General features: G+C 29.3%; 14 protein-coding genes and 1 riboswitch. Of the genes, 7 read left to right on the top strand and 7 right to left on the bottom strand.

Annotated features, from left to right (window positions below):
• Positions 1-103: 103 nt before the first annotated feature.
• Together ACKI5C_RS05715 and ACKI5C_RS05720 are read left to right on the top strand one after the other, a co-directional pair.
• A complete protein-coding gene (locus ACKI5C_RS05715) occupies positions 104-1,594 on the top strand; it encodes a cobyrinic acid a,c-diamide synthase (RefSeq protein WP_407432216.1) in 1,491 nt (496 codons plus the stop codon).
• Positions 1,594-2,019, top strand: a complete 426-nt coding sequence (locus tag ACKI5C_RS05720; protein WP_296794187.1) for a hypothetical protein — start codon at positions 1,594-1,596, stop codon at positions 2,017-2,019. The genes ACKI5C_RS05715 and ACKI5C_RS05720 overlap by 1 nt, the downstream gene beginning before the upstream one ends.
• Here ACKI5C_RS05720 and ribB read toward each other — a convergent pair.
• Positions 2,016-2,702, bottom strand: a complete 687-nt coding sequence (gene ribB / locus ACKI5C_RS05725) for a 3,4-dihydroxy-2-butanone-4-phosphate synthase (RefSeq protein WP_407432217.1) — start codon at positions 2,700-2,702, stop codon at positions 2,016-2,018. The two genes, ACKI5C_RS05720 and ribB, sit on opposite strands and share 4 nt — an antisense overlap.
• Positions 2,703-2,749: 47 nt before the next feature.
• Positions 2,750-2,878, bottom strand: a riboswitch (FMN riboswitch).
• 38 nt (positions 2,879-2,916) lie between these two features.
• Complete coding sequence (locus tag ACKI5C_RS05730) at positions 2,917-3,291, bottom strand: DUF120 domain-containing protein (protein ID WP_407432218.1); 375 nt, start codon at positions 3,289-3,291, stop codon at positions 2,917-2,919.
• Between the two features lie 94 nt (positions 3,292-3,385).
• On the opposite strand from ACKI5C_RS05730, the gene tfrA reads away from it, so the two are divergent.
• Complete coding sequence (gene tfrA, locus ACKI5C_RS05735; RefSeq protein WP_407432219.1) at positions 3,386-5,029, top strand: fumarate reductase (CoM/CoB) subunit TfrA; 1,644 nt, start codon at positions 3,386-3,388, stop codon at positions 5,027-5,029.
• Here the strand turns inward: tfrA and ACKI5C_RS05740 are convergent.
• Positions 5,022-6,326 carry an amidohydrolase family protein gene (locus tag ACKI5C_RS05740; RefSeq protein WP_407432220.1) on the bottom strand — a complete coding sequence of 435 codons (1,305 nt, stop codon included), beginning with the start codon at positions 6,324-6,326 and terminating at the stop codon, positions 5,022-5,024. The two genes, tfrA and ACKI5C_RS05740, sit on opposite strands and share 8 nt — an antisense overlap.
• Positions 6,327-6,373: 47 nt before the next feature.
• On the bottom strand, positions 6,374-6,586 hold the full coding sequence (locus tag ACKI5C_RS05745; RefSeq protein WP_296888026.1) for a histone family protein: 213 nt from the start codon (positions 6,584-6,586) through the stop codon (positions 6,374-6,376).
• A gap of 184 nt (positions 6,587-6,770) precedes the next feature.
• On the opposite strand from ACKI5C_RS05745, the gene hisG reads away from it, so the two are divergent.
• The 3 genes from hisG to pyrB are packed head-to-tail and all read left to right on the top strand — an operon-like array spanning position 6,771 to position 9,047.
• A complete protein-coding gene (hisG, locus tag ACKI5C_RS05750) occupies positions 6,771-7,631 on the top strand; it encodes an ATP phosphoribosyltransferase (RefSeq protein ID WP_407432221.1) in 861 nt (286 codons plus the stop codon).
• Positions 7,628-8,119 carry a flavodoxin domain-containing protein gene (locus ACKI5C_RS05755; protein ID WP_407432222.1) on the top strand — a complete coding sequence of 164 codons (492 nt, stop codon included), beginning with the start codon at positions 7,628-7,630 and terminating at the stop codon, positions 8,117-8,119. The genes hisG and ACKI5C_RS05755 overlap by 4 nt, the downstream gene beginning before the upstream one ends.
• A complete protein-coding gene (gene pyrB, locus ACKI5C_RS05760) occupies positions 8,112-9,047 on the top strand; it encodes an aspartate carbamoyltransferase (RefSeq protein WP_407432245.1) in 936 nt (311 codons plus the stop codon). The genes ACKI5C_RS05755 and pyrB overlap by 8 nt, the downstream gene beginning before the upstream one ends.
• Here pyrB and ACKI5C_RS05765 read toward each other — a convergent pair.
• The 3 genes from ACKI5C_RS05765 to ACKI5C_RS05775 form a co-directional block, all read right to left on the bottom strand.
• On the bottom strand, positions 9,040-10,194 hold the full coding sequence (locus ACKI5C_RS05765; protein WP_407432223.1) for a Cdc6/Cdc18 family protein: 1,155 nt from the start codon (positions 10,192-10,194) through the stop codon (positions 9,040-9,042). The genes pyrB and ACKI5C_RS05765 overlap by 8 nt on opposite strands.
• Before the next feature lie 453 nt (positions 10,195-10,647).
• Positions 10,648-11,166: a hypothetical protein gene (locus tag ACKI5C_RS05770; protein ID WP_407432224.1), complete on the bottom strand. Its 519-nt coding sequence runs from the start codon at positions 11,164-11,166 to the stop codon at positions 10,648-10,650.
• A 442-nt stretch (positions 11,167-11,608) separates the two neighbouring features.
• A complete protein-coding gene (locus tag ACKI5C_RS05775) occupies positions 11,609-12,103 on the bottom strand; it encodes a DUF2299 domain-containing protein (protein WP_407432225.1) in 495 nt (164 codons plus the stop codon).
• 69 nt (positions 12,104-12,172) lie between these two features.
• Here ACKI5C_RS05775 and ACKI5C_RS05780 point away from each other — a divergent pair, with 69 nt between their 5' ends.
• Positions 12,173-13,144 carry a cobalamin biosynthesis protein gene (locus ACKI5C_RS05780; protein WP_407432226.1) on the top strand — a complete coding sequence of 324 codons (972 nt, stop codon included), beginning with the start codon at positions 12,173-12,175 and terminating at the stop codon, positions 13,142-13,144.
• The last annotated feature ends 59 nt before the right edge of the window (positions 13,145-13,203 follow it).

Genomic DNA, 13,203 nt, shown 5'->3' on the forward strand with positions numbered 1-13,203 from the left:
TTTTTTTTCTTTTTTATATTGACCTTAAAAATTTTACACTTGAAATGCATGTCAAAAAAAGTTTAAAAATAATTAAAATCATATTATAAGTGAGGTTATTTTTATGACAAAAATTGGACTTGCATATGTTAAAGGTGCTGTTCCTGGATTTGAAGAGTTTGGAAAATTGCCAACAGATATAGTAAAGGAAAACGGTTTAGTTAATGGAAATAAAGCAAGTGAAGAACTTGATGCATTAATTATACCTGGTGGAACCTTAATTGAATCAAATGACATTAATATGGATTTAAATAAGGAAATCCTGAAAATGGCAAAAATGGGAAAACCAATTATTGGAATCTGTGCCGGTTTTCAGCTGCTTTCAAATCAAATAGACATCGGGAGAAAATCTGAAGTGCCAATTGTAAAGGATGGCCTTGGATTGATAGATGTTGAATTTTCACCTTTGATTACAAGTGACAGAGTAATAGCTAAAGTATATGATAACTCATTTTTAACTAAAAACCAAACTGAAGACGTAAACGGTTTTCACACACATACATACGGAAAGGTAGTGGGTGATGCCAAGCCATTATTCTACTCAAAAGTCCAAAGAATGAATTATGGAGATACAAATAAAGCTGGAGATTATAATATATTCTCTGGAGCATGTAATGATGACGGAAATGTTATTGGAACAATGATACATAATATATTGGATGAAAATCCGATATTGGTAGAAAATCTCCTAAATCAGATAGATGCAAATGATATTGATGATATTTACAATAGAAACAAAGATGTTAAAGAATATATTCAAAGAGAAGTGGGAATAGGAACCGGTATAAAAATACCTCAAAAAAAGATTAACAATAAGCCTAAATTTTTAATGATTGGAAGTAACGGATCTGATTCAGGAAAGACATTCATTTTAACGGGTCTGGCAGGTGCACTTAGAAAAAGAGGATATAAGGTGGCTCTTTTAAAAGTTGGTCCTGACGTTAGAGACATTATTCCAGGATTATACTTGACAAAAGATTACATGAATGAATTCAGTTCCATTAAAATCGGACATTTAGGCTGGATGGATATTGAATCTACAATAGCTAAATTAAACTCATCAGATTATGATATTGTATTAATTGAAGGCGTTATGAGTGTTTTTACTGGTCTATTAAATGAAAAAGTTCCATTTTCAGCTGCTGAAATTGCAATGTCATCAAACATTCCGATGCTGTTAATTTCAGGCGTTAACAAAGGTGGAATTGAATCCGCAGCAGTTGATTTAACAGCACATGCAAATATGTTGGAAAAGTTTGGTGTAAATGTTAAGGCAATATTATTAAATAAAGTATATAATCAAAATATATTTGATAATGTTGTTCCTTATATTAGAAACAATACCAAAGTAGATGATATATTAAGTGTCGGAAAACTTAAATTGGAAACAAGAGGTTTCACACCAGAAATAGAAATCAGATATGACTTATTTACAAAAGCGGCACTAGATTTAGTAGAAGAATCAATAGATGTAGAAAAAATAGCCAATATGGCAAGTGAAGTTGAATTTAATCGTATAATTCCATTTAATGAAATAAAAGATAAGGTGATATAATGGCTCTTAACTTAAGCCCAGAACAAGGTGTTAAATTAACAAAAAAAGATAGGCATCAGGTAGCAAAAAAAATAAAACAGGGCTGGAAAGCAACTTGTTTAATTCCTGATTATGTATTTGATGAAAATGGAGATATTCAAATAGCTTCTCCAAAAAACCGCCGTGTAGTTAAAAAAGTTAAAATAATGGATGATGGAATCCATTTTGAAAAAGCGCTTAAAAGTAAAACACTGAGAATTACATGGGATAAAATATCTCAAGTAGAACCTACAAAAGAAATACGTGACGGTTTAAAAATAGGAATGCATGACGGAAAATATGTTGTATTCAGCATTTATAACTCATACAAGATACAACAGATTACCCAATTTATAATTAACTATATTCAAAATAAAAGGATGGATAATACTAACATGTATAGTTAGTATTCATCTAAATATTTATTTATGATGTCTTCGCCTCTAAGCAAGACTAATCCATTTTTTTCAGCATATTTACGAGCATCAGCAATTGAAGTAGCTTGTCCGGTTTCACCATCCATCATCTCACAAACTACACAAACTGGAGTAACACCTGCCATCTCACATAATGCAAGACCGATTTCAGTGTGTCCTCTTCTGTTTTTTACAAGACCATCTGCTCCTCTTAAAAGACAAACATGACCTGGTGATCTAAATGTTGCACCAAATTCATCAAATCTTTCGTCTTTCATCATTTTAGCCATTTCACTAATTGTCATTGCCCTATCGTGGTCTGTTACACCAGTGAAAGATTTTCTATGGTTAGTCCATATGGAAAATGAAGATCTTTCATCATAAGGAATGTCAGTAGGTGCCAATTTTGCTAATTCGGGATATTTTTCAGTTGCTGCTTTCATAATATCCACCATGAATGGTAAATGAATAGCTTCACAGAAATCTGCATGTAAACAATTACAGATTAAACCACCGGCATCGTTTCTCATAGTAGCAATGGATTTTGGGGTTACAAATTCTGAAGCGATAATCATATCAACTTCTCCTTCCCTATCATCATCGTCATAAACTAGAACGAATTCACCATTTTTAATAGCTTCTAAAGCCTTATCTAAATTTGTTTCTTGATTCATAGTAATGTCTCCTTGTGTACTAGAACCAGGGCTAAAAAAAATAATTTACTTATTCTCTTCCATCCGGACTATCACCGTCGGTTTTGGAATCTCACCAAATCAACACTTTTTTGTGCTCGTGGACTTATATAAAAATCACCACCGGTGGAGAATTTCACTCCGCCCTGAGAACGTATAAAAAAATATATCAATTATTATATAAAATACTTTTGATTTAAAATTCTAAACTTACAATGTCGCCGTCTTTTAAATTTAGTTCATCTCTTAGTTTTTTTTCAGCAATAAATTCCAAATAATTTTCAGTATGTTCAGTTTTTGCTGGAAAAACAATAGCTCCATTAACTTTATCATTCAAAGTAGCATCAATATATTTTACAGCACCAAAACCCTCTTCCGGTTTGATAATATTTTCACAACTATTTTTAACTTCATTAATCTGGTCTAAATGTTCTTCCGAAATAATAACATTCAGAGTTCCGGGATATGGCTTAAAACCACATTTTTTAATGAAATTATCAACATAAAAATCCTGTGAAAGGAAAAAAGCTGCTTTTCCCAAACCACTTGTAACTTCACCATAAAGTTTCATGATATTACCTCTATATAATGATTGTTATTTATTTACATATTTATATTAATTATTAAAAACAAAAATAATAATATAAATTTTGAAAGGTATAAAAATGGAAGTTAAGAAAATTGAAACAGATGTTTTAATTGTCGGATCAGGTGGTGCTGGTTCAAGAGCAGCTATTGAAGTAGATAAAGCTGGAGTTAAAGCTACAATTGTATCAAAAGGACTGTCATTTAGGTCAGGCTGTACTGGAATGGCAGAAGGTGGATATAATGCTGTTTTTAAAGCTGTAGATGAAGAAGATTCAATTGATGCACATATCAAAGATACACTAGAAGGTGGAAAATACCTTAATGATAAAAAGTTAGTCAATATATTAGTCGAAGAATCCCCCAAAAGACTAATAGACTTGGAAAACTATGGTGCATTATTTGACAGGCAGGAAAACGGCAAAATTGCACAAAGACCTTTTGGTGGTCAAACCTATAGAAGAACATGCTTTGAAGGAGATCGTACCGGCGCCGAATTACTAAACGCACTGAAAGAAGAAATCATTAAAAGAGACATTGAATGCATTGAAGAAGTAATGATAACTTCTCTTATTCAAGATGGTCTTCAAGTAATCGGAGCGACAGGATTCGATCTGAAAGATTCCAGCATGATTTACTTTAAGGCTAAAGCTGTTATATTTGCTAGTGGCGGAGCCGGCCAATTATATCCTGTAACTTCCAATACCTTTCAAAAAAATGGAGACGGCTTTGCAATAGCTTACAGAGCCGGTGCAAATCTTATAGATATGGAGCAAGTACAATTTCACCCAACGGGAATGGTAAGTCCAAAATCTAAAAGAGGAGTTTTAGTGACTGAAGCTGTAAGAGCGGAAGGTGGAATTTTATTAAACAAAGATGGTGAACGTTTCATGAAAAAATATTCACCTGAAAAAATGGAATTGTCAACCCGTGATGTAGTTGCAAGATCAATTTATCAAGAAATCATTGAAGGAAGAGGAAGCGAACATGGCGGAGTATATCTTGATATTTCACATGTAGATGATGAAATAATTGAAGAAGAATTAGACACAATGGTTTTACAATTCAAAAATGTTGGTGTAGATATTAAAAATGAACCTATAGAAGTAGCTCCAACAGCACATCATTTTATGGGCGGTATTAAAATAAATACTGATGGTTCAACATCAATTCCTAATTTATTTGCTTGTGGAGAAGTATCCGGTGGAGTTCATGGAGCAAATCGTTTAGGTGGAAATGCTCTTGCTGATACTCAGGTATTTGGAAAAATAGCTGGTGAAAATGCAGCTAAAAAAGCTAAAGAAACTTCTTTAAAGACAAATGATGAAATGTTTTTAGCTGAAAAAGAAAGAATCGAAGGTTTAATTAAGCCTGGATCAATTAAACCATTAGAATTTAAAGAAAACATTAAAAACTTAATGTGGGAAAAAGTAGCTATTGTGCGTGAAGAAAAAACATTGAATGAAGCTTTACGGGAATTACAACAAATGCAGAAAGACTTAGATAAGTTGGATGTATGTGATGAAAATCAATATAATACTGAATTGTTAACTGCTCTTGAAGTAATTAATATGGTTGAAATCTGTATATTAGTTGTAAAATCAGCTATATTACGTCGTGAAAGTAGAGGAGCACACTTTAGAAGCGATTTCCCAGAAACTACAGATGCTTGGAAAAGAAGCATAATAATAAATAAAAATAAAATAAAATTTGAAGCTAGATAGCTTTTTTAAGCTGATCTATTGCTTCTCTTGCTTTTTGATAAACTTTATCTTCATCTAATGTAGTTAATTTCTTATTTTCCATTAATATTACACCATTACAAATAGTTGTATCTACATTAGACCCATTTGCAGAATAAATAACATTAGAACTTAATTTAGAACTGTCCGGAACCATATTAGCATTATTGGTATCAATTAAAATTAAATCTGCTTTTTTACCAACCTCTATGCTTCCAATTTCATCATCCAAACCAAGTGCTATTGCACCATTGATAGTTCCCATGGCTATTGCTTCATCAGAGGTTAAAACCTTTGGATCAAGAGTTGATACCTTTTGTAGTAAACTGGCGGTTTTTAACTCTTCAATAATATCCAGATTATTATTTGATGATGCACCATCAGTTCCAATAGCAACACAAATATCATTTTCAAGTAATTTTGATACAGGAGCTATTCCTGATGCTAATTTCATATTACTGCATGGATTATGTGAAATTTTAACATCATGTTTTTTGATTATTTCGATTTCCTCATCACTTAGCCATACACTGTGAGCACATACAACATCAGGACCTAAAAATCCAATGGAATCCAAATATTCAAATGGTCTTAGACCTTTTTCAGAGCTAACATCATTAATTTCTTTTTGAGTTTCACTGACATGTATGTGAATTTTAATATCATTTTCATCAGCCAGTTTTCTAACTTCTTTTAATAGTTCTTCAGAAGCTGTGTATGGTGAATGCGGTCCGAAAAATACTTTAATTCTTCCGTCAGCTGTATTATGACAGTTCTTAAATAATCTCATGTTTTGTTCGATTTCGGCTTTTCTTTTTTCTTCATCACCAAAATCTATCATACCATATGATAAAGCTGCCCTTATTCCTGACTCTTCTACAGCCTTTGCAACATCTTCCATGTAAAAGTACATATCTGAAAATGTTGTAGTTCCGGATTTAATTAATTCGACTGCTCCTAAAAGAGCTCCAATATAACAATAATTTCCATTAAGATTAGCTTCCATAGGCCATATATTATCATTTAACCATTCATCAAGAGCTAAATCATCAGCAAGACCCCTAAATAATGTCATTGATAAATGGGTATGAGTATTTACAAAACCCGGAAGTAAAATTTTATCAGTTGCATCGATAACCTTATCTACATTATTATCTGTAATTTCATCGTTTATTTCAAAAATCAAATCATTTTTAATTAATACATCCTTTTTTCCTTTGATTTCATTTACAGAATTTAAAATAGATGCATTTTTAATTAATATTGTATTATCTGCCATAATAACACCTTAAAAAATAAAAATAAAAAAAGTAGGACTTATAAAAATTATAAGTCTAATTCATTTACTGCGAATTTAATATCTTCAGCTTTAATAGTTTTACGTTTTGCTAATCTTGCAGCTTCGTTAGCTTTGATAGCAATGTTACGTGCGATTTCTTCTAATGCATCAGCTAATTCAGTTTTTGCATCTTCACTTACTCTTTCTGCACCAGTATCTTTAATGATTCTAGCAATAGGAGCTTTTGGGATTTCAGACATAATTTTCACCTCACTTAAATTCAATCATTAACTTATGAGGATAATTGATTTATCATAAGTTATTCTAATGTATTAACTGATTAAATATTTAAATATTTTGGAATTTTAAGGATTACCTAAAAAAATTTTGATGAAAAAAAGTATTTTAAACATAATATATATAAAAAAAATAAGTGGTGTTGAAATGAAATTAAAAATTGCAGTTCCATCAAAAGGAAGAATAAGTAATCCATCAATAAATATATTAGAAAAAGCTGGATTAGGTTTAAAGTATAATAATAATCGAAAATTAGTCTCAAAAACTCATAATAAAAATATTGATGTAATGTTTGCAAGAGCATCAGATATCCCGGAATTTGTATCTGACGGAATTGTTGACATGGGAATATCTGGTATTGATTTAATAAAAGAAAGTGAAAGCAAAGTAATTGAATTAACTGATTTGAACTTCGGCAAAACAAAACTCGTTTTAGCATCTCCAGAAGATTCAAAAATAAATTCAATTAATGATGTAACCTCAGAAATGACAATTGCAACTGAATTTCCTACACTAACAAAAAAATACTTTAAAAATCATGGTTTAGAACCAAAAATCGTTAAATTAAGTGGTTCAACTGAAATTGCACCGTTTATTGGTGTTGCTGACTTGATTACTGATTTAACCAGTACAGGAACTACACTAAAAATGAACCATTTAAAGATTATTGATACAATTTTAGAAAGTACAATAGTTTTAATTACAAATAAAGAATCACTTGAAAATAAAAAACCTCTTGTAGAAGCTGTAAGCAGTAGTGTTAAAGGAGTAATTGATGCATTGGGTAAAAAACTTATAATGATGAATGTTAGAAGAAAAGATTTAGATGCAGTAAGAAAATTAATGCCTTCAATGGAAGGACCTACAGTTTCTGAAGTTTTATCAAAAGAAAAAACAGTTGCTATTCAGGCTGTTGTTGATGAAGATGAAGTATTTGAACTTGTTAATAATTTAAGAAATGCCGGTGCTAAAGACATTCTTGTTGTACCGATTGAAAGAATAATATGAAAATTGCAATTATTTATTCAACATTGATAGATGATACTAAAAAATCAGCTAAAATACTGAAAGAGTTGATTAATGCAGAAGTAGTGTTAATATCAATAGATAATGTGAAAGACATTTGTCTTTTAAAATACAACTTTATAATTTTAGGTGCATCAACCTATTATAAAGTTCAGGGATCTTTTAAACAATTCATTTCAAGAAATACCAAAACACTGCTTGAGAAACCCTATGCATTATATGTAAATAGTGATGAAAATTTAGACATAGTTATAAATTTGAATAAAGTATTTTCAACGGAAATTATAGAATCTTCAAGACTATGTTCAAACTTCGGTTATAATATCAACACAGATATAGGAAACTTCATCCAAAGAAGAAAATCTAAAAAAATTATAGAAAATAATGAAACAATACCTTCATTGAACAAAGATAAAATAGAAGAATTTGCAAAAATAATTAATGAGTTAATTGAAAAAAGGGTTGATTAAAATTTTTGAGCTAAAAAACATAATATCAATTAAAGATTTTAAAAGATCAGATATTGATTATATTTTAAATGAAGCATCTACATTAGAAAATGTTGCCCAATCTAAAGAAATTTCAGAAGAATTAAAAGGAAAAATATTGGGATTAATGTTTTTTGAACCATCCACAAGAACAAAAATGTCTTTTGAAACAGCTATGAAACGTCTAAGCGGACAATGTATAGGTTTTGAAAATACCGGTTCTTCAAGCGTGTCAAAAGGCGAAAGCATAGCAGACACTGCAAAAATGTATGAGGGATACTGTGATGCATTAGTAATAAGACATGAAATGGAAGGAGTATCCAAATTTATATCTGATGTGGTAGACGTTCCCGTAATAAATGCAGGTGACGGTGCAGGCCAACACCCAACCCAAACATTGTTAGATTTATACACCATCAAAAAAGAAATCGGCAATATCGATAACATAAAAATAGCATTAATTGGTGACTTAAAATATGGCCGTACAGTCCATTCATTAGCTAATGCTTTAACTTTATATGATAATGTAGAGCTTTATTTTGTATCACCGGCTGAATTAAAAATGCCTCAAGAAATTCTTCATGATTTGGATAAAGTCGGAATGTCATATACGGAAGTTTCCAATATTTCAGAGATTATTGATAAAGTAAATGTTTTATATGTTACAAGAATTCAAAAAGAACGCTTTGGAGATATTGATGATTATTTAAAAATAAAAGGCGCTTACATCATTAACAAAAAAATGTTAGAAGGTAAAGATTTAATAGTTATGCATCCTTTACCTAGAATAGATGAAATAGATTGTGATGTGGATGATACTAAATATAACAAGTATTTCACCCAAGCAGCTAATGCTGTTCCTGTGAGAATGGCTATTTTAAAAACATTAATTAAGAACAACCCTAAATAGGAGAATATAAACTTGATTCAAGTAAGTCTTCATCACATTGAAGCTTGATGATATTGGTTCTGCCTTTTCCACGACCACGTGAAACAGTATTGGTTGAAATAATACCTAACATTTCAAGTTCATTTATAAAATCAAATATTCTTCTATAAGTAACAGCATCTTTTTTGGATACTTCTGTATAAGTTTCATATAACTTACCTGAAGTAATCTCTTCATTTTCATTAGTTAATCTTAAAATAGCTTCTAAAACTCTTTGCTGTTGAGTTGGAAGTGTTTTAACGACATCTACAAATTTATCATGTTCAATTCTGTCTTTAGCCATTCTGACATGATCACTTTTAATGGATTGTGAACCTTCTTCTTCAGCAATAAAACCTGATGTTTTCAATAAGTCCAGAGCAAATCTTGCATCCCCTTCCTCTTTAGCAGCCATTGCAGAACACAATGGTATTACATCGCTTTCAACAACTCCTTCATTAAAAGCCAACTTAGCCCTTTCGTTTAAAATATCAGTTAACTGATTAGCACCATATGGTGGAAATACAATCTCCTTATCATTTAAACTGCTTGTAACTCTTGATTTAATTAATCCTTTAAAGTCCAAGAAATTACTGATTGATAAAATGGAAACATTATCCGTTCTGGTTAATGTATATAATATCCCATCTCCATCCTTATTAAGTAAAATATCGATTTCGTCCAAAATAACAATTAAAATAAGTTTTTTTCCAAATGCATTAGTTCTAAATATATCTCGGAAAGTGTTTACAACTTCCGCTTTTGTCCATCCCCTGTGGGGGACGTCACGACCAAGCTTTTGACATAATTGAGCTAAAACCTGATACTCTGTTGTATAGTCAGTACACCTAATATATTCAATCTTGATAAAGACATCCTGGTCTGCTGAAAATTCCAATAATTGTGAACGTGCAAATTTTGCAGCAGCAGTTTTTCCTGTACCTGTTTTACCATAAATGGTAATATTTGATGGTGTTACATCATTTAGGGCATCAACCCAATATCGCGCTATCTGCGTCACCTGATCTTCTCTGTGCAATAATTTTTCAGGTAAAAACCTATGATCCAAAGGTTGTTTATCCTTGAAAATTACATTTTCCTTCTGAATGTTTTCAAAAATATTCGCCATTTCCTCACCCATATAAAAAATTATGAAAAATAGAAAAAATTACATAAGTATAATTTCCAGTGTTAATATTTAAACAAGGTATTAAATAAACTTTTTCATTGAACAACTTTTAAAATTTTATATGATGTAAAAAATTAAATACATAATAACTGTTTTTTTAAATATAAAACAAACGATAAGTATTATTTCATCAGAAAAATTAGATAATAATTCTTTATTTTTAATATAATGACTAATTATTAATTTATGTTTTTAAGAAAAATAGAGTACCATTTCAATTATAAAAGTAGTATTTCAAATGTAAAAATTAATGATAAGAGGTGAAAATTGTTGTCTAACATTTGTATAGAAAAAATTTAGCAAGAAAATATTTCACACCATGTATTTTCATGAAAAAATAGATGAAAGTAGATTTAAAAAAATAAGCATATAACATAATTATAAGCTTAAATGTTACATTATATCTACTTTAACTCTTGAATCTTCAGGATTTTCATTTAATGATGAAACAATTTCATTATCATCTTCATTCTCATTTTCTAAATCCATGTTATTGAGTTCATCTTTAAATGATTTAGCATTTTCAATTTTTTCTCGGACTTTAAATAATTCATGTTCTAAATTCCTTTCATCATTTAAAAGGGATTTGATTAATGCATCAGCATTATGGTTGAAATTTTCATATACCTCAAGTACTTCATCAGCACTTAAAATTGAATTGTCTTTAAAGAATTCTTTTGTCTGTGCTTTAACAAAAACAGTTAAAGGTTTTAATTCATTTGAACTTAACCTTTCACCATATTGTATAAGTCCAGAACCTAATTCATAGAGAGATCCTATACCTCCTCTAACCATTTCTTCTAATTCTTCAGAAATTTCACTGTCTACAATTATATCTACTTTAGCAGGAGTATATTTTACAGCTAATTTTTGATCACCATTTTTTAACTCAATATTATATTTTCCAAACATTTTAAAAACTCCTTGATGTATACTTTTTTAGGATTTGTGTACCTAAATAATTAATGGAATGTTATAGTATATAAATGTTTGTATTCATAATTAAAAAAAGTATACAAAATATAAATTATAAATTCAAAAATAAAAAAAGTATACTTAATAAGAATAAAATACTCCATACATTTATCTTAATTATGAGAGAGTGAGAGGAGCATTTCAAGTGTAATCAAATTTTGTAAAAAAACAAAATCATGACATGTATTTCAAGTGTAAATAAAAAATTAAGTTTTTAAAAACATGTTTAAATTAAAAATAAATAAAAATAAAGTCTTTACATTAAAATTAGAGCAAAAAAAATTAAGGTGTTTTTCAAGTGTATTTTTCACTTGAAATATACCTCTTCATTCAAAATATACCTTCGTTTAGCTTTCACTTGAAATATATGTCCCTCTCTCTAGATGAACATTGAATTTTCATTTGAAGGTTCGGTAGTTGTAGGAGCACCTACAGTACCAAAAGTTCTTTCAATCATCCATACACATTGTATTTTAGCTTTGAAAACCCTTTTAAGTGCATCAAATAAAGCATTTTTAGATATTCCATCTTCAAAAATCTGATAAGTGATAACATACTGTTGTAATAAGTTAGTATTTTGATCAACAGCTAATTGACAGTCAACTAAAAATTGATTGATTGACATGTTTAAATCTAATAAAAATTCAGTTCTTTCTTTAGGAGAACTAGTATTCATTAATTCTAAATGTTGTGGTGAAACCTGTGTTGCACAAGCCATTACAATAAAATCTTTTCCTTTTGGTTTAACAATATCCATTATATTGTCTTTTGGAAACTCAATAATATAATGAAAATCAGCATTATCATCAAATTTTTTTTCTCTAAATAATCCTTCATCTACTATCCAATTTTTTATTGTTTCTTCATCTATCATTTTTATCACTATTTTATTATTAAATTAAATAATAAAATATTTATTTTTTTATTATAAATAGTTTATATTATGTTAGAAGTTTACGAATTTATTATTATATCATTAGTTTTTAGTTTATTAATTGATGCAATTTTTGGTGAACTTCCAACTAAAATCCATCCTGTTGTCATAATAGGAAAAATCATTGATTTTTTCAAGAATATATTCATAGGGTTAAATAGCAGATGGTCTGGCTTTTTTACAACATTATTTACTATTTTTGTTTCATGTTTATTTTTAGTATTAATAATGATTTTATTTTCATTTAATTATTATTTATTTATCATATTTTATTCTATTATATTGTCATCAACATTTTCAATTAAAATGTTATTGTCAACGGCTAAAGATATTGAAAAAGACCTGAAAGAAGATCTTGATAAAGCAAGAAAATCAGTATCATACCTGGTCAGTCGTGATACTGATGAGTTAACGGAAAGTTTTATTGTTTCTGCAACAATCGAAAGTATGACAGAAAACATAACTGATTCTTATATTGCTCCAATTTTTTATTTTTTCATCGTTTCAATAGTATTATTGTTATTTAACGTTGATTATTATATTATTTTATTATTGGTTCCATTTATATATAGAATATCAAATACTCTCGATGCAATGCTTGGATACAAAACAGATGAACTGAATAAAATAGGTTTTGTACCGGCAATTTTAGATGATATCTTAAATTATATTCCTGCCAGAATATCAGGTATCTTTGTTATAATATCCGCTTATTTATTAAAATATAATGGAAAAAATGCATATAAAATAATGAAACGAGATGCAAGAAATTGTCCCAGTCCAAATTCAGGTTATACAATGGCCACAGCAGCAGGTGCACTTGATATTCAGTTAATAAAAAAAGGTACCTATGTTTTAGGAGATAATAATCATGAAATCAGTGTTTTGGATATTTCAAAAGCAATTAGATTAACATCTCTGACAATAAGATTATTTACATTATTTATAATATTAATATTAACAATAGTTTATATAATATGAAATTATGATTTTTTCAAAAGTTGTTGCTATAAAAAAAGAATAAAGGAAGGATTAAATAA

Origin of the sequence: Methanobrevibacter sp. (genome assembly GCF_045646045.1) — an archaeon.
Classification (GTDB): domain Archaea; phylum Methanobacteriota; class Methanobacteria; order Methanobacteriales; family Methanobacteriaceae; genus Methanocatella.